This is a genomic window from Chitinolyticbacter meiyuanensis, from assembly GCF_008033135.1.
Taxonomy (GTDB): Bacteria; Pseudomonadota; Gammaproteobacteria; order Burkholderiales; family Chitinibacteraceae; genus Chitinolyticbacter; species Chitinolyticbacter meiyuanensis.
Genome location: NZ_CP041335.1, coordinates 2088496 through 2104343, shown reverse-complemented (window position 1 = coordinate 2104343; position 15848 = coordinate 2088496). Strand labels below are relative to the sequence as shown.

Here is a 15848-nt window from a genome sequence, read left to right as displayed (position 1 = left end):
TTCAGTCAAAACGCGCCCGCTCCTCGGCATTCAGGGCGGCGGGTTCAGCGCGCTGCCCGGTGAAATCGATCACCGTGCGATCGCCGCCGGTTTCCTCGATCTCGATATGCCGGACAAACGCGTCACCCTGCAGCGAAATGGACTTCATCAGTTTGGCAAGCGACGCGGTACGCGGCGTCAGCTGCAATTGCCAGCGTGCAGCCTCTACCTGCCCTTCCAGCGTGAAATGGCCAGCAAGCGCAGTCACATCGCCATTGAGCAGCGCAAACAGCAGGCCGTTGATCATGCGAACGGCAGGCTCCTTCGCTGCATCCAGCCGGAACGCGGTCTGCCCATCCTGCGTGGCTGCGATCTCGTCACGCGTCAGCCTCAGTTCGCCAGCAAACGGCTTCACAGTCCGCCACAGCACGCCACGTTCGCGGGCGACCACGAAGTCACCGCGCGAAACCAGCGGTTTCTTGAAACCCACCACTTTCCTGTGCTGCACGAAATCCCCGCGCAGCACGGCCGGTTGCGCCAGTTGCGCCTTCACCGACTGCGCCAGATCCGCAGCAACTGCCATCTGGCAGGCCAGCGCCAGCCCAGCCACGGTGAGCCAACGCACCATCATGGCTGCACCCCCAGCTTCTCCCACAAGATGGGTGGGCAGACGTACTGCATCTCCCACCCCTCGACCGCTACCGCGACCTGGATGGTGTGCGCCTGGTTCAGTCGGCGGCCGGTGGCACTATCGCTGATCAGGTAATCGATGCGCAGCCGGTTCTCCCACTCGGTGATCTCGGCCCGAACGGTGATCTGCTGACCGAATTGCACCATGCCCACGTATTTGAGCCGCATGTCGACGATGGGCCAGGCATAACCGGAATCGCGCATCTGCGGGTAGTCATAGTCCAGCTTGCCCAGGAGTGCGCTGCGCGCCAACTCCAGGTATTTCACGTAGTTGCCGTGCCACACGCAGTTCATCGGATCGAGATCGTGGAACGCGGGCGTCAGCGTGATCTCATGGCTCAGTTCAATCGGCATACAGGCTCCAGTGCCGGGCACGGATGGCGGTCAACAGATCGATCAGCTCGCGATCAAGCGCCCTGTCCTCCTCGACCAGTGCAATGCGGTCGGCCAGCGCAGCTTGCATGGCGACGAGCGCGGGGGTGAGCTGCAGGTCGCCATCGATGCGCTCGCGCAGCGCCAAGCCTTGGCGTGCAGCAATCAGCATGGCCGCAGCCACTTGCTCGGTCAGCTCCAGCACGCGCAGGCAATCGCGGGCGGCGATGGTGCCCATGCTCACCTTGTCCTGGTTGTGACATTCGGTCGAGCGGCTGAACACCGAGGCCGGCATGGTCTGCTTCAGCGCCTCGGCAGTCCACGCCGACACGCTGATCTGCAACGCCTTGAGGCCGTGGTTGATCGCGGCACGCGGCCCGGTCGCACCGGACAGGTTGCTCGGCAGGCCATGATTGAAACGGGTATCGACCAGCAACGCCAACTGGCGGTCGAGCAGGTCGGCCACGTTGGCCACCGCGTTCTTCAGGCTGTCCATCGCAAAGGCGATATGGCCGCCATAGAAGTGGCCGCCATGGAGCACACGCTCGTGCTCGCCATCGATGATGGGATTGTCGTTGGCGCTGTTGAGCTCGTTCTCGATCATGCCCCGCAGAAAGGGCAAGGCATCAGCCAGCACGCCGATCACGTGCGGCGCACAGCGCAACGAATAGCGATCCTGCAAGCGTGCCTCGTTGCGCGGCGGCGTATCGCTGGCCAGATCGGCGCGGATGCGCGCGGCTACGCCTTGCTGGCCCGCATGCGGCTTCACCGCGAACAATGCCTCGTCGAAGTGATGCGCATTGCCGGCACTCGCGATCACGTTGATCGCCGTCAGCCGGGTGGCCAGATCACACAGGTAGGACGCACGCTGCCAGGCAAGGCAGGCCAGCGCCGTCATCACTGCCGTGCCATTCATGATGGCGAGCCCTTCCTTGGGTCGCAGCCTGAGCGGGGTGATCCCGAGCTCGGCAAACACGTCGGCCGTCGAGCGGACCGCGCCGCGATACAGCACCTCGCGCTCGCCGCACAAGACCGCCGCAACATAGGACAGCGGCGTCAAATCGCCGCTCGCACCAACCGAGCCCTCGGCGGGAATGCGCGGCAGGATGTCCTCTCTCAGCAGGGTTGCCAGTTGTTCGAGCAAAGCCACGCTCACGCCGGAAACACCCTGCGCCAGCGAAGCCAGGCGAGCGGCCAGTACCGCGCGGGTTTCCTCGGCATCGAGGAAACGGCCGGCGCCACAGCCGTGATAGGTGTAAAGGTGGTACGGCAACTGCGGCACCAGCTCGGGCGGGATCGTCACCGTGCACGAATCACCGTAGCCGGTGGTCACGCCGTAGATCACGCCATCCTCGGCAAGCAAGCGATCGAGGAAATCGGCGCCGCGGGTAATGCGCGCCCGGAATGCCGCATCCATGGACAATTCGGCGACGCAGCTACGGGCCGACAAGGCCACCACATCCTCGATCGCCAAGCGTGTGCCGTCGAAACGGATGGGATCAGTTGGAACGGACATCATGGGCTTGATCCCAGAAAGCAAAGAAATTGAACCAGTCATATGGTGAGCGTTGCAGCAGCGCAGTCACGGCTGCCGCATAGCCGGCGGCATAGCGTTGCAGGGCAGATTCGCGATCCTGGCGAGGCAGCACGATCCGCTCGGCAAGGCACTCGAAATGGGCGGCGTAGCCCCGCCCCTCGTGGATACAGCCAAGCAGGTACAAGGGGCACTTGAGCAAGCTGGCGAGTACGTACGGCCCGATCGGGAACGGTGCGGGATGGCCGAGGAAATCGACGGTGACGGTACGGCCGCCAGCCACCGGAATCCGGTCTCCCGCGATGGCTATGCATTCACCGGCGGCGAGCTTCTCGGCCAGCAGCAGCGCCGTGGCTGGCCCGATCTCCGTCACCTGCAGCAGGGTCAGCTCGTTATTCGGATTCAGGCGCTTGAGCAGCTGGTTGAAGCGCACCGCGTGCCGGGTGTGCACCAGTACATTGAGCTTGAAGCCGGGACGACGCTCGCCGAGCACGCGGCACAGCTCCAGGCAACCGAGGTGAGCGGTGACGATGACCGCGCCCTGCCCGGCCAATGCCGCCTGGTAGACCACCTCGCCGCCGACGATACGCACATCGGCCTCGCGATAACGCCCGGATACCGCCAGCAGCTTGTCGAGCATGGTTTCGGCGAACAGCCAGGCGTGGCGCAGGCTGTCGCGCCAGTCGGGATCGCGCCCGAGCGCGCCGGTTGCCTGCTGCAAGCGGGATAGGTACTGCAGCGATGATGCACGTAGCACCGGCTGACACAGCCACTGCACGAACACTACCGGCAGCAGGCAGAAACGGAATGGCCAGCGACCCAGTATCCGGTAGATCCAGAACAGCAACAACGTGCCGAAGACGAAGGTGTTTTCGCCCATCTGCGCCCAATGGCGCGAACTGCTTTGCCTGCTCATGCCACACTCCGCGCGAGCTTGCGTGCCAGCAGGAGCGGCGAGCGCAGCAACATGCCGAAAAACAGCCGCGCGTGCATGCGCGAGATCAACACGTTGTCGCGCCAGGCACGGAAATGCGAAATGCCATCGGTAGGGTAATGCACGCGGGTTGGCATGTTGACGATCTGCATGTCGCGCCAGAACAGCCGTACCAGAATTTCAATGTCGAAATCCATGCGCTTGCCGATCTGTCTGGCATCGATCAGCGCCACCGTCGGCGCCAGCGGATAGATGCGGAAACCGCACATGGAATCGCGGATGGCGAACGACAGCGTATTGATCCACACCCAAACATGCGTGAGATAACGGCAATAGCGTCGTGCCTTCGGCACGCTCTCGTCGTATACCGGGCAGCCGCAGATCAGCGCGGTCGGTTGCGCCTGGCTCGCCGCAATGAAAGCAGCGATGTCGCCCGCATCGTGCTGGCCGTCGGCATCGATCTGCAGCGCGTGGCTGTAGCCACGTCGATGCGCTTCGGAGAGGCCCGCCATCATGGCACCGCCCTTGCCCTGGTTTTCATTGAGACGCACTACGGCGATGTGTTCAGGATCGCCCGCCGCCCAGCCATCCAGCACGGCAGCGCAAGATGACTCGCTGCCGTCGTCGACCAGGATCACCGGCAGCGCATGGCCGCGCAGCGCGGCGATCACGGCGCCGACCGCGTCGCCATGGTTGTAGACCGGAATCACGGCACAGCACTTCATGCCGCATCCCCGAACACAACCCTGCCACTGGCATGCACGCCAGCAGACGAAGAGAGCAGATAAGCCAGACTGCCGCGCTCCGGGTTGAACTTCAGTTCCAGATCGAGCATGGCGCCAGGTGCAATCACGTGCTGGAACTTGGCGGTCTCCAGCCGCAGGAAGCGGCTCGGCAGCGGGAACAGCCGACGCCCCAGCCCGACCACCCATTCCAGTTGCGCCACGCCGGGCAGTACCGGAGCCAGGGCAAAGTGGCCGTCGAAATACGGCAGCTTGGCATTGATCGCCAAGCGCAGCTGGGCTTCGTTGGCATCGGCATGCAGCAGGCGCGCCTCCGGCTCGCGCAGATCGAAGCAATCGACAAGCGCCGCAGCAGTGGTCTTCCCCTGGCTGTTCACCGGCAGCGCCCAGGGGTAGCGCCAGCGCCGCGGCAGCGCCACCGGCTCCACCACGCCCCGCAGGCCATCGCGCAACGCGTCGTTCAACGCCCGTTTTCCACCATTGTCGTGCAATGCCCAGCCTGCATCGTTGGGCACAGCAACGACGGCGAGTATGGAACGCTCACCTTGCAGAGTCAGCGCACGCGCGTCTTGCAGCAATCCGCTTTGCAGCAGCGCCGCCTCCAGTGCATCCAGCGATACGCGCTTTTCCTCGATCTTGACGATGCGATCGGCCCGTCCCAGCAACTCGAATCCCTCGTCATGAAAACGTACGCGATCCGGCATGGCGTGCCAGCCGTTGTCCGGCAGGTGGGCGGACCGGACTTCCAGATGCGCCAACGTCGCACGCAGCTTGACGCCGGGCAACGGCTGCCAGCAATCCACGGCCTCCACCCCGCCCCGTTGCCGCCATGCCACGCCCCCCGTTTCGGAGCTGCCATAGATTTCCACCGGCGACTGGCCCAGCAGTTGTGCACAAAGCGGTATCGCGGATTCAGGTAGTGGGCCGCCCGACGAGAACACGCCCGCCAGCCTGGCTTTCGCGCCAGACCAATCGACCGCAGCCGGCAGGCGCTTCAGATGAGCAGGACTCGTCACCAGCAGTGATGGCTGCCGGGCCAGCTCGGCAGCCATCTGTTCGGGCAGACGCAATTGCGCAGCCGCAAACGGGCGCCCAGCTGCCAGCGGCCAAAGCACGCGGAACAGCAGGCCGTAGATATGCTGGTGCGACACTGTTCCATGGACCAGGCAATCCTCGGGCAGTTGCGGCCAGCATCGCGCGAGCGCAGCCACCTCACTATCGAGCTGGTCAAGTCGCTTGGCAATGGCAGTGGGCTCGCCACTGGAGCCGGAGGTGTATACCACCAAGCGGCAGGAAGTGCCGAGCGCAGGAAAATCGGTGTCCGCGTCTGCGGCAGGCTGCTCAGCCTGCAATGTGAGCAAGGGCGCGGGCCAATCACCGGCAAGACCATCGACTTCGCGCCGCAGCCGCGCCACGGTCGCCGCCTGTGCGTCGGCCGGCAGATAAGGCTCTACGCCAGCATGCCAGGCCCCGAACAGGGCCGCAGCGAACTCGTATGCGTCATCGAAGAACAGTGCCCACCGACGACCTTCTTGCGCTGTAAACGCGGCCCGCCATGCGGCAATGCGCAGGCGGAACGCAGCGGCATCGCAAAGCTGCCCGGCGCGCACGGCGATACGCGTCTGCGGGTCGCGATAGGCAAGTACATCGGCCAGTGACAGGAACTCAGCCATGGCGATACCCCGCCCTCACCCGCTGGCGGACCAGCCATTCGCCGGCGAACAGCAGGCCCATCAGCAAATAGGCGATCACGCCGTTATATAGCGCCCAGACTGCCGGGCTGGCCCACAGCGCAGTCCCCAACGCGATGCCACCGTTGCATGCAAAGAAGCCGCACCAGAGCCAGGTCACCTTGCGGGTGTATCGCACGCCTGCTTCTGGAAGGTCCGGCTCCCGCAATCTCGCCAGGCGCTCGATCACGGTGGGCGGAAAGACCAGGCTGCTGCCGAATATCACCAGCAGCACGGCATTCACCAGCACCGGATACAACTGCAGCGGCATGAGCGCGTTGCTGATCATGCCCGCCCCGGCGAGCAGCAGGCCACCGGCGGCGGCCAGCAGCCACATGCGATCGCGCGTCGCCGCGGCTCGCAGCAGCGCGAGGGCAACCAGCAACAATGCGAGCCAGCGCGGCTCCAGATACCCCAGGCTCAGGTAGACCAGCGCGGGATAGGCCAGCGTCAGCAGGCCCGGCAACAACCAACGCACCGCGTTCAGGCCACGGGTTCTTCGATCAGGCCATGCAAGGCATCGACCACGTCCTGTAGCGTGCGCACCGACTTGAACGAATCCGGCTGCAGCCGCTTGCTGCTGAGCGAACGCAGTTGAACGATCATGTCGACCGCATCGATGCTGTCGATGTCCAGGTCTTCATAAAGACGCGCCTCCGGCACGATGCGCGCCGGGTCGATGTCGAATGTCTGCTGAAGGATGCTGCTGAGACGGTCGAAGATTTCTTGCTTGGTCATGCGTATTCCTGCCAAATCGGGTGATGGTGAGGGCCATCGCAAAACGGGACAACGGTTACTGCTTGCGGGCCACGGCAACGAAGGTGGCCAGCGCCTTCACGCTGGCGAAGTGGGCTCGCGTTTCCGCCGAATCGGCGGAGAGGGTGACACCGTAGCGCTTCTGCAAGGCGAGGCCCAGCTCCAGCGCATCGATGGAATCGAGCCCCAGTCCTTCGACGAACAACGGCGCGTCCGTATCGATATCGTCCGGACCGATGTCCTCGAGGTTCAGCGACTCGATCACGAGTGCCTTGATTTCTTGTTCAAGCGCGAGCATGGATGGAAACGTCCTTGGAAAAATAGTCGTGCAGATAGGTGGTGAGCTCGCGCGCGGCAATGGCTTCGCCACCCGCGGCCTCCAGGAAGGCGCGCACCGCGAGATCCGGCTGGACCGCCACGGTGAAATGCATAGGCCGCGGTGGCACGCGCCACCACGGCAGCCCCTTGGTCAGGCTGCGCGGTTCGCAGCGGATCTGGACCGGCGTGATGTCATTCGGCCCGCGCACCGCGATGTTGGCCGCACCGCGTTGCAGTTTCATCGGCCCATCCACAGGCGTGCGGGTGCCTTCGGGAAAGATGATCAGATTGTTCCCGCGCTGCAATGAGGCGATGCAATCCTCGACCAGGCCCGCGCCACTGTCGTTGCAGATGTAATCGGTCAGGCGCAATGCCCCACGGGTGAAGGGATTGCGCGCAAGGCTGCCCTTCACCACGCAATCGGCATTGGGCACCAGCGAAATCAGGAACACCACGTCGAGCAGCGTGGGATGGTTCGCCAGGATCAGCAGGCCTTGCCGATCCAGCCGTTGCCGACCATGTACCTCGTAGGTCAGGATGCCCAGCACGCGCATCAGCTCAATGAAGGCACGGAAGCTCAGGTGCACGCCGCGACGGGCGATACGGGCCCGCTGCTCGCGCGACCACCAGCGACAGCCGCCGAGCAATGGCACGGCAACCAGGCGCAGCAACAATCCGCCCAGGCCAAACACCGAAAATGCGATGGCCGTCGCGATCACGCGCCAGCCACGATTGAGATGCTCAAGCATGGCGTTGCCACCGCCAGCCGTTTTGCACCAGCATCGCATCATCGGTGGTGAGAAAGCGCAGGGCAGCCAGATCATCCGGCAAACCGCCGACGCTGGCGGCCGTTTCATCGCGCGCCAGCGAGAAGCCACCGGCGGGAGCCTGGGCCAGGCAACAGGCCCAGGCGCGAGGAAAGCCGACTTTCGTATCGAAATGGGCGTAACGCTCGGGCAACGGTGCATCGTAGGCGATCAGCAACACTTGCTGCGCACCATCGGCCAACAGGCCTGCGGCCTCGCAGAATGCCGCGGGGATGGTGTCGTCGCCGGCGGCCACCGCCAAGTAATTGCCGACATTTCCCTGGGCAATCGAATACAACGCGCCCACCGCGTTATGTACCGACATGCTGAATGCGGTCGGTGACATCGGTTCGTTGCACGCGACGTTGTCTAGCAGCGCCAGCGATCGATCGATCTCCCCATATCGGGAGGCCCAGATCACGGCATCTACCCTGGCTTGCGACTGGCACCAATACGCCACTTGCAGTGCAATCCTGCCCAGCAACTCGGCACGACGGCGCATCAACGCCGGCATTTCACGCAACGCTGGGCTTGCCTCTTCAGGCAAGGCCCACGGCGACTGCAGCCAGCGTGCCCAATCAGATTGGGACTCCAGCCCAGGCGCCCACGCGGCCCAAGTCGAAACAGAAAAGCGGTACATGCAGGTCACACAAAAAAGTCGGCATTTTTAACACATTTTACCGTGCTTCTGCATGTAAGCAGATCAACGTTCTACGCTTAATTCTCTCGATGCCCAAATAGATACTTACAAAATCAGCCATCAATGCAGGCATGTGCGCGCGCGATAAATTTGGCACACAAATCAAAAGCAACGTACGTTTGCCGGCAATAAATTTTACTTTACAAGAAAGATTGTAAAAACATTCGCCTGCGCGAAGCAGAATCAGTAGTTTTGCGAACGACGTTACAGCGCCATTCATCGCCATCCCGTGACCAAGCGCAAAGCACTACGATTTTCGACCGCTGCCCGCCTGGCCAGGTATCAACCCTTGTCCGCCTTGCCCGCCGCCGCTGCCAGCTTGGCCATTTGCGCATCCCACCAGCGGGGCGGCAGGCCGGCATCCTCACGGGCCTCTTTACGACGGATGGCGTCACGCACCGTCAGCGCGCCGACATAGCGGATGGGCTCGGGTGGAAACTGGCCACGTGGGCCGGTGGCAAGCCCGGAGCGGGTCCAGGCGTTGTCCTCATCCAGCACCAGCGATTTGAGGATCAGCCCGCCAAGGTAGCTCGGGCCTACGCCGTTGCCGGAATAGCCGAAGCCATAGACCACGCGCGAATCAGCCTGCAGGCGGCCGAAGAACGGCAGCCCGGTCACCGAACGATCGGACGCGCCGGTCCACGAAGCAGCGATCGGCACCTCGGCCAGTTGCGGGATGAAGCGGCGCAACGCGCGGGTAAGCTCGGCCTCGTAGTCGCTGGGCGCATCGAACGCCGGCAGCATGCGGTTGCCATAGGCGAAGGTATTGCCGCCCTTCCCCAGCATCACCCGGCCGTCGCAGGTACTGCGGTAGTAGTGGACGAAGGTGCGGCTATCGAGCACGGCGGTGCCGTGGTTGAGCCCGATGGCGGCCAGCAGGTCCGGCACCGGCGCAGTGATGACCATGTCCGACGACACCAGCGCAATGCTGCGCTCGAAGTGCGGAAGCGCAGTCGCCATCCAGGCGTTGAGCGCCAGCACCACCCGCCCCGCACGCACGGTAGCGCATGGTGTGACCACCTCCAGCCGCTCGCCGTGTACCAGATTTTCCATCGCAGTGTTTTCGAACAACTGCACGCCCAGCTGCCGTGCCACGCGCGCGAGGCCACGTACCAACTTGCCAGGGTGCACGCTGCCGGCCAACGCCGAGTAATGCCCCTCGAGGTGCGCATGCGATGCCGCGCGTTTTCGCACATCGGGTGCCGGCCAGTGCAGCCAGCTGTTCGCCTCCGCAGCATCGAGCGCAGCCAGCACCGGCACCATGGCGTCGAGCTGCGCGGTGCTGGTTGCCGTGTACAGGGCGCCATCGAGCCGGATGTCGGCATCGATCTGGTGGGCACGGCAGAACGCCGCGATCGCTTCGACCGCATGCTCTGATTCGCGGACCAGCTGCAACGCTTCTGCCTCGCCGAACAGCCGGCGCATCGACAGATACTTGGTCGATAGCGTGAGCAGGCAACCGCCATTGCGGCCGGACGCGCCGGCGCCGCACACGTCGCGCTCGATCAGCGCCACGGTCAGTTCCGGCTGCGTCAGCTTGAGCTGGATCGCCGTCCACAGCCCCGTATAGCCACCGCCGACGATGCAGACATCGACATCGCGATCGTGCGTCAGCGGCGCCGGCTCGGGCCGCGCTTCCAGGGTCAGTGCCTGTGCCAGCCAGAACGGCCGCACCGGCTCGCTGCGCGGCGGGGCAAAGCGCGCCGACATCAGGGCCGCTCGCCGCGAGCCAGCCGCGCCTCGATCTCGGCGATTACCGCCGGCAGCTCGGCCACTGTGCGGATCACGTAATGGCTGCCGGCGCGGCGCAGTTTGTCCTCGGCCGGGCGGCAGCGCGCGGCCTGAGCCTCTGGCGACAGCGCAGTCCACTCATCCCAGCTCAGCCCCGCTTCGTTGCCCGATGCCGACAAGCCCACCGTCCACATCCCGGCCGCCAAGCCCTCTTCGATACCGGGCACGGTATCGTCGACCTTCACGCAGGCCGCCACATCCCGGCTGCCGGTCTCGATCATGCAGGCCAGCGCCATCCACGGACCCGGCCGACCGCCGGGCTTGAGGTCGTCGGTGGCGATCACGCAATCCGGCGTATAACCCGATTCTGCCGCGATCTTGATCAGCTCGTTCATCACCACGCGCGGATACCCCGAGCACGAGCCGATGCGGATGCCGCGCACGCGCAGCGCCGCCACTGCCTCCAGCGCACCGGGGATCGGCGCCGAATACTGGCCGACCTTGGCCACCTGCAGCGGCATGAAGGCCTCGTAGACCGCATCGACATCGCCACGGCCCATGTCACGGCCGTACTTGGCACGCCAGCGCGCGGCAATGGCCGGTACCTGGCCCAGTGCGTGGATGTGATCCCACTTCGCCAAGCCCATCGGCCCACGGGCCTCGGCAAGCGTGATGCCGATGCCAAAACCGGCGAAGGCATCGACCAGTACCTGCGTGGGTGCAAAGGAGCCGAAATCAACGATGGTGCCGGCCCAGTCGAACACGACGGTATCGATGGGGCCGGTGTAGCGGCGGGCGTAGTTGTAGATCATGGGATGTATCCTTGTATCGGCCGCTGCTGTATCGCAGCGTATTGAGTTGAAATCTGTTGTTTTGCGCCTTCGGCGCGGTGTTTGATGTCGGTTCCGCCCGGCGGAACCAGCGTGTCAAACCCCACGCCGCAGGCGCTAAACATCCCACCCGAACTCCGCCAACACCTCCCCCACCGCCGCCACCGCCTGCCGGATCTCGGCATGATCGATCGCGCCGATGCAGCCAACGCGAAAGGTCTCGACCTCGGTCAGCTTGCCCGGGTAGAGCACGAAGCCGCGTGCGCGCACCGCCTCGTAGAAGCGCTTGAAGTCGTAGCCCGAATGGGCTGGCGCATGCCAGGTCACGATGATGGGTGCCTGCAGTTCGGCGGGCAGGAAGCGGCGCAGGCCCAGTTGCTCCAGGCCCTCGCACAGCGTGGCGTAGTTGGCGAGGTAGCGCGCCAACCGTGCCGGCTGGCCGCCCTCGGCCTGGTATTGGTCAAGCGCTGCGGCGAAAGCGGCCACCACATGGGTGGGCGGAGTGAAGCGCCATTGGCCGCTCTTTTGCATGTAGCGGTATTGATCGACCAGATCGAGCGCCAGCGAATGGCTGTTGCCCTCGGCCGCCTGCAGCGCATCGTGCCGGACGATGACAAAGCCCATGCCGGGCACCCCTTCCAGGCATTTGTTGCTGGAGGCGATCAGCGCGTCGTACTGCACTTCGCGCGCATCGAGCGGCAAGGCGCCGAAGGCACTCATCGCGTCGATGATCAGGCGGCGGCCGGCTGTTGCGACGACGTCGGCGATCTCGGCCACCGGGTTGAGGATGCCGGTGCTGGTCTCGCACTGGATCACACCGACATGGGTGATACCCGGATCGGCAGCCAGCCGCGCGGCGACTTCGACCGGGCTGGGCGGCGTGTCGTCCCGCGTTTCATAGACCGATACCTGGCGGCCGATCACCTCGGTGAGCCGGGCCATGCGCTTGCCGTAGGCGCCGTTCACCAGCACCAGCAGCTTGCCATCGCGTGGCACCAGGTTGCCGATGGCGGCCTCGACTGCGAAGGTGCCCGAGCCCTGCAGCGGCACGCACACATGCGTGTCGCTGGCACCGGCAATCTCCACCAGTTGGCGGCACACGTCGGCGGTCAGCGCATTGAAGGCACCGTCCCACGATCCCCAGTCGCTCAGCATCGCGGTCTTGGTCGCAAGGCTGGTCGTCAGGGGGCCCGGAGTCAGCAATATCGGTTCACGCATGGGATAGATCCAATCATATAGATGATTAAAAAGCTTCAAAAAATCCGGACGCGCGGTCCGGCTTTGCCACACCCCGTGCTCGTCGCACGGGGTCGCCATTTCGGTTCTGTCTGCTCGCCACTCAGCGCTGGCGCCAACGCTGCGTGCGTTGCGCCAGCCACCACGACAATCCGGCAAACACCAGGCAGACCAGAGCCGAGGTGGCCACGATCAGCGTTGCCATCGCCGCCGCCGCGGCGGTATCCCCAGCGTCGTCCATATTGAGCACGGCCACCGAGGCGAGCACGGTGTCCGGCGTATAGAGGAAGATCACCGCCGACACGGTGGTCATGGTCGACACGAACAGGAAGCGGGCGATATCGACGAGGGCCGGCAGGCACACCGGTACCGTCACCCGCCAGAAGGTGCTCCAGAACGGCACCTTGAGCGAGGCGGCGACGGCCTCGAACTCGTTGTCCATCTGCTTGAGCGCCGTGACCGCGGTCAGGTGGGCCGTGGTATAGAAGTGCATCACGGTGCACAGCACCAGCAGCGCCATCGTGCCGTAGAGCGGCAGCCAGCCATTGCCATTGAAAAAGAATATGTAGCCGAGACCCAGCACCAGCCCAGGCACGGCCATCGGCAACATGGCAAACAGGCGGATCAGCGTGCGGGCGAATGCTGCGCCGGTGAGCTTTTCCTGCAACCAGGCCCCGGCGAACACCACCACGGTGCCGACCAGCATGGTGAGCGTGGCCAGCTCCAGGCTGTTCCAGTAGGCCAGCCAGCCACCACCATCCATATTGTCGAAATCGAAATGCGCCAGCGTCGGGCTGAGGTTGTACGGCCACAGCTTGATGAAGGCCGCCGCCACCGCCATGCCGAGCATGGCGAGCAGCCACAGGCACACCACGCTGCAGAACAGTAGCCCTGCGCCACTCGCGAGCAACGATGCCCTAGGTTGCAGCGGCTGCGCGCGCGCCGTAAGCAGCGACTTCTGCTTGCGCTGCAGCAAATGGTCGATGGCAAAGCTCAGTACCGCCGGCAGCAACAGCAGCAGGCCGATCACTGCGCCCTTGGGAAAGTTCTGCTGGCCGATCACCTGCTTGTAGGCCTCGACGGCCAACACCGGATATTGCCCGCCAATCACCTTGGGCACGCCAAAATCGGTGACCACCAGCGTGAACACCACGAGCGCCGCCGAGATCAGCCCGTAGCGCACCGCCGGCAGCGTCACCGTGAACCATTGCCGCACGCGGCCGGCACCCAGCGCACCCGCTGCCTCGTAGAGCCGGGCGTCGGCAATCGCCAGGGCGGTGATCAGGATCATCAGCGCATGCGGAAAGGTGTAAAACACCTCGCCGATCACGATGCCGGGCAGGCCATAGATGCTGCCCTCCGGAAACCAGCCCTTGAGCAGGCCCTGGTTGCCGAACAGATAGACCAGCGAGATCGCCGGCAGCAGCGAGGGCGCCAGCAAGGGGATCAACGCAAGGTAGCGGAACAGCGGCTTGCCCCACATCCGGGTACGGGTCAGCGCGCTGGCAAAGCCGAACGCGAGCGGGATGACGATGGCAGTCGTCAGCAGCGCCACGGTGATGCTGTTGCCCACCGCCTGCCAGAAGCCCGGCGCTGCGGTGATCTCGGCAAAGTGCACCAGCCCGACGAAGCCGCCATCGCTGCCCGCCACAGCCTTGCCGAGGATGGCCACGAGCGGCAGCGCCAAGAACACCAGCAATACAGCAACCACCAGCCAGGCAAGGCCACCTGCCAGCTTTTGCGAGCCATCCTGCGGTGGCGCCTGCAGGCGGGCGGCGAGCGCAATCATGTGGCCTCCGTTGCGAACATGCGTAGCTTGTCCGCCGGCAGCGTCACCGGCACCAGTTGCTCGGGCGACAGGCGCAGCTGCGCCAGTTCATCGCGCGACACATCAGCCAGCAGCAGCAGATGGCCCCACAGCGGCACGATCAGGCTCACACGGCAGAAGCCGCCGAGGAATTCGATTTTCTCCAGCCGCGCCAGCGCGGTATTGGCGCCGCCGCGCCAGGTGGCGTGCAAGCGCACATCCTCGGGGCGCAGGAACACGCGCACCGACCGGCCCGGCACGGGCAGCGCATGCGACATCGCCAGCGTCGCCTCGCCCAGCGCGATCTCGCCTGCGCCGCGCACCGTGGCATCGAACCAGTTGGCACGGCCGACGAAATCGGCAACGAAGGCGGTCTGCGGTTTGCCGTAGATCTCCTCCGGCGTGCCGACCTGCTCGATGTGGCCGTGGTTCATCACCACGACGCGATCGGCCATGGTCAGCGCTTCCTCCTGGTCGTGCGTCACCATGATGGTGGTCACGCCCAGTTGCGCCTGCAGTGCCTTGATCTCGCGACGCAGATGCTCGCGCACGCGGGCATCGAGCGCGGATAGCGGTTCGTCGAGCAGCAGCAGGCTGGGGCTGGTGGCCAGCGCCCGCGCCAGCGCCACGCGCTGCTGCTGGCCGCCGGAGAGCTGGGCCGGATACTTGCGCTCGATGCCGGCGAGGCCGATCAGGTCCAGCAGCTCGCGTACGCGCCGTGCCTTGTCCTCGCGCCGCCCTTTCAGGCCGTAGGCGATGTTGTCGGCCACATTCAAATTCGGAAACAGCGCATAGCTCTGGAACACGATGCCGTAGTCGCGCTGTGCCGCCGGCAGCCGCGTCACGTCACGTCCCAGCATGGTGATGCGTCCGGCGCTGGCGCCTTCCAGCCCGGCGATGATGCGCAGCAACGTGGTCTTGCCGCAGCCCGAAGGCCCGAGCAAGCAGAGGAATTCACCCTTTCTCACCGCCAGGTCCACGTTGGACAGGGCGACGAAATCGCCGAAACGTTTCTGGATGCCGGCTACGGCCAGCGCGTCGTCCATCGTGGCAACGTCCACTGCAAAATCACGGTTCATGCTGCTTCCTTGCTGCCTGTCGTCAGGGCCACGCTGCGGGCGACGGCCAGGTAGTGCGACAACGGCGGTGTGGTCTTGTCCACCACCTTGGCTTCGTCGTCCCAACGCCGCAGCCGCACGGCAGCCTCGGCATGGCGGCCGGCGGCAAAACGTTCCGCCTCCGCTGACGCCATCACACCGCCCTGCAGCCGCAGGCTGGCCTGCGAAGCGGGAGACAACGCATCGTGGTAACCGGGCTCCACCGCGCACAGGTAACGCTTGGCAGCCACATGCAGCGCAATCGGTGCCAGCACGTCCTCCGCAAACCACGGCTTCAGCGCCGTCACGGCGATGGCTTCGTGCCGATCGTCGATGCCATGCCCAACATCGTCGTCGCCCTGCTTTGCAAGCAGATGACCGACGTCGTGCAGCAGCGCTGCGGTGATCAAGGCGGCATCCGCCCCATCGCGCTCAGCGCATTGCGCGCTCTGCAGCGCGTGCTGCAGTTGAGTGATCGCCTCGCCGCCATACAGTGCATCCGCGCTGGCGAGACAGTGTTCCAGGTCGTTCCAGTTCAGCATCAGGCCACCCCGCCATTCGCCGGCAGGGCCTCCTCAGATTGAT

General features: G+C 64.8%; 17 protein-coding genes. All 17 read right to left on the bottom strand.

What is annotated here, in order from left to right; genetic code table 11:
* Position 1: 1 nt before the first annotated feature.
* Positions 2-610, bottom strand: coding sequence for an outer membrane lipoprotein carrier protein LolA (locus tag FLM21_RS10190; RefSeq protein ID WP_222846815.1), 609 nt, complete (start codon positions 608-610; stop codon positions 2-4).
* The gene (locus FLM21_RS10185; protein WP_148715463.1) at positions 607-1023 is read right to left on the bottom strand and encodes an acyl-CoA thioesterase; all 417 of its coding nucleotides are present in this window, start codon (positions 1021-1023) and stop codon (positions 607-609) included. The genes FLM21_RS10190 and FLM21_RS10185 overlap by 4 nt, the downstream gene beginning before the upstream one ends.
* Positions 1013-2560, bottom strand: coding sequence for an HAL/PAL/TAL family ammonia-lyase (locus FLM21_RS10180; protein WP_246120868.1), 1548 nt, complete (start codon positions 2558-2560; stop codon positions 1013-1015). The genes FLM21_RS10185 and FLM21_RS10180 overlap by 11 nt, the downstream gene beginning before the upstream one ends.
* Positions 2541-3491: a lysophospholipid acyltransferase family protein gene (locus FLM21_RS10175; RefSeq protein ID WP_148715462.1), complete on the bottom strand. Its 951-nt coding sequence runs from the start codon at positions 3489-3491 to the stop codon at positions 2541-2543. Before FLM21_RS10175 ends, FLM21_RS10180 begins: the two co-directional genes overlap by 20 nt.
* Positions 3488-4234, bottom strand: a complete 747-nt coding sequence (locus FLM21_RS10170) for a glycosyltransferase family 2 protein (RefSeq protein ID WP_148715461.1) — start codon at positions 4232-4234, stop codon at positions 3488-3490. The genes FLM21_RS10175 and FLM21_RS10170 overlap by 4 nt, the downstream gene beginning before the upstream one ends.
* On the bottom strand, positions 4231-5925 hold the full coding sequence (locus FLM21_RS10165; protein ID WP_148715460.1) for an ApeI family dehydratase: 1695 nt from the start codon (positions 5923-5925) through the stop codon (positions 4231-4233). Before FLM21_RS10165 ends, FLM21_RS10170 begins: the two co-directional genes overlap by 4 nt.
* A complete protein-coding gene (locus FLM21_RS10160) occupies positions 5918-6460 on the bottom strand; it encodes a COG4648 family protein (RefSeq protein WP_222846814.1) in 543 nt (180 codons plus the stop codon). Before FLM21_RS10160 ends, FLM21_RS10165 begins: the two co-directional genes overlap by 8 nt.
* A gap of 5 nt (positions 6461-6465) precedes the next feature.
* Positions 6466-6720: an acyl carrier protein gene (locus FLM21_RS10155; RefSeq protein ID WP_148715458.1), complete on the bottom strand. Its 255-nt coding sequence runs from the start codon at positions 6718-6720 to the stop codon at positions 6466-6468.
* A gap of 55 nt (positions 6721-6775) precedes the next feature.
* Positions 6776-7036, bottom strand: a complete 261-nt coding sequence (locus tag FLM21_RS10150) for a phosphopantetheine-binding protein (RefSeq protein WP_148715457.1) — start codon at positions 7034-7036, stop codon at positions 6776-6778.
* Positions 7023-7805, bottom strand: a complete 783-nt coding sequence (locus FLM21_RS10145) for a lysophospholipid acyltransferase family protein (protein ID WP_148715456.1) — start codon at positions 7803-7805, stop codon at positions 7023-7025. The genes FLM21_RS10150 and FLM21_RS10145 overlap by 14 nt, the downstream gene beginning before the upstream one ends.
* On the bottom strand, positions 7798-8502 hold the full coding sequence (locus tag FLM21_RS10140) for a beta-ketoacyl synthase chain length factor (RefSeq protein WP_148715455.1): 705 nt from the start codon (positions 8500-8502) through the stop codon (positions 7798-7800). The genes FLM21_RS10145 and FLM21_RS10140 overlap by 8 nt, the downstream gene beginning before the upstream one ends.
* A 342-nt stretch (positions 8503-8844) precedes the next feature.
* Positions 8845-10272, bottom strand: coding sequence for an FAD-dependent oxidoreductase (locus FLM21_RS10135; RefSeq protein WP_148715454.1), 1428 nt, complete (start codon positions 10270-10272; stop codon positions 8845-8847).
* The gene (gene phnX / locus FLM21_RS10130; RefSeq protein ID WP_148715453.1) at positions 10272-11105 is read right to left on the bottom strand and encodes a phosphonoacetaldehyde hydrolase; all 834 of its coding nucleotides are present in this window, start codon (positions 11103-11105) and stop codon (positions 10272-10274) included. Before phnX ends, FLM21_RS10135 begins: the two co-directional genes overlap by 1 nt.
* Before the next feature lie 135 nt (positions 11106-11240).
* The gene (locus FLM21_RS10125; protein ID WP_148715452.1) at positions 11241-12341 is read right to left on the bottom strand and encodes a 2-aminoethylphosphonate--pyruvate transaminase; all 1101 of its coding nucleotides are present in this window, start codon (positions 12339-12341) and stop codon (positions 11241-11243) included.
* A 121-nt stretch (positions 12342-12462) separates the two neighbouring features.
* Positions 12463-14148, bottom strand: coding sequence for a putative 2-aminoethylphosphonate ABC transporter permease subunit (locus FLM21_RS10120; protein WP_148715451.1), 1686 nt, complete (start codon positions 14146-14148; stop codon positions 12463-12465).
* A complete protein-coding gene (locus FLM21_RS10115; protein ID WP_148715450.1) occupies positions 14145-15245 on the bottom strand; it encodes a putative 2-aminoethylphosphonate ABC transporter ATP-binding protein in 1101 nt (366 codons plus the stop codon). Before FLM21_RS10115 ends, FLM21_RS10120 begins: the two co-directional genes overlap by 4 nt.
* On the bottom strand, positions 15242-15805 hold the full coding sequence (locus tag FLM21_RS10110; RefSeq protein ID WP_148715449.1) for a phosphonate degradation HD-domain oxygenase: 564 nt from the start codon (positions 15803-15805) through the stop codon (positions 15242-15244). Before FLM21_RS10110 ends, FLM21_RS10115 begins: the two co-directional genes overlap by 4 nt.
* Between the last annotated feature and the right edge of the window lie 43 nt (positions 15806-15848).

What these genes read in the sequence shown, in the direction of transcription:
- phnX (WP_148715453.1), bottom strand. Translation starts at nt 11,105, where the DNA reads ATGATCTACAACTACGCCCGCCGCTACACCGGCCCCATCGATACCGTC.
- FLM21_RS10125 (WP_148715452.1), bottom strand. Translation starts at nt 12,341, where the DNA reads ATGCGTGAACCGATATTGCTGACTCCGGGCCCCCTGACGACCAGCCTT.
- FLM21_RS10155 (WP_148715458.1), bottom strand. Translation starts at nt 6,720, where the DNA reads ATGACCAAGCAAGAAATCTTCGACCGTCTCAGCAGCATCCTTCAGCAG.
- FLM21_RS10190 (WP_222846815.1), bottom strand. Translation starts at nt 610, where the DNA reads ATGATGGTGCGTTGGCTCACCGTGGCTGGGCTGGCGCTGGCCTGCCAG.
- FLM21_RS10115 (WP_148715450.1), bottom strand. Translation starts at nt 15,245, where the DNA reads ATGAACCGTGATTTTGCAGTGGACGTTGCCACGATGGACGACGCGCTG.
- FLM21_RS10110 (WP_148715449.1), bottom strand. Translation starts at nt 15,805, where the DNA reads ATGCTGAACTGGAACGACCTGGAACACTGTCTCGCCAGCGCGGATGCA.
- FLM21_RS10145 (WP_148715456.1), bottom strand. Translation starts at nt 7,805, where the DNA reads ATGCTTGAGCATCTCAATCGTGGCTGGCGCGTGATCGCGACGGCCATC.
- FLM21_RS10135 (WP_148715454.1), bottom strand. Translation starts at nt 10,272, where the DNA reads ATGTCGGCGCGCTTTGCCCCGCCGCGCAGCGAGCCGGTGCGGCCGTTC.
- FLM21_RS10150 (WP_148715457.1), bottom strand. Translation starts at nt 7,036, where the DNA reads ATGCTCGCGCTTGAACAAGAAATCAAGGCACTCGTGATCGAGTCGCTG.
- FLM21_RS10120 (WP_148715451.1), bottom strand. Translation starts at nt 14,148, where the DNA reads ATGATTGCGCTCGCCGCCCGCCTGCAGGCGCCACCGCAGGATGGCTCG.
- FLM21_RS10140 (WP_148715455.1), bottom strand. Translation starts at nt 8,502, where the DNA reads ATGTACCGCTTTTCTGTTTCGACTTGGGCCGCGTGGGCGCCTGGGCTG.
- FLM21_RS10180 (WP_246120868.1), bottom strand. Translation starts at nt 2,560, where the DNA reads ATGATGTCCGTTCCAACTGATCCCATCCGTTTCGACGGCACACGCTTG.
- FLM21_RS10185 (WP_148715463.1), bottom strand. Translation starts at nt 1,023, where the DNA reads ATGCCGATTGAACTGAGCCATGAGATCACGCTGACGCCCGCGTTCCAC.
- FLM21_RS10170 (WP_148715461.1), bottom strand. Translation starts at nt 4,234, where the DNA reads ATGAAGTGCTGTGCCGTGATTCCGGTCTACAACCATGGCGACGCGGTC.
- FLM21_RS10165 (WP_148715460.1), bottom strand. Translation starts at nt 5,925, where the DNA reads ATGGCTGAGTTCCTGTCACTGGCCGATGTACTTGCCTATCGCGACCCG.
- FLM21_RS10175 (WP_148715462.1), bottom strand. Translation starts at nt 3,491, where the DNA reads ATGAGCAGGCAAAGCAGTTCGCGCCATTGGGCGCAGATGGGCGAAAAC.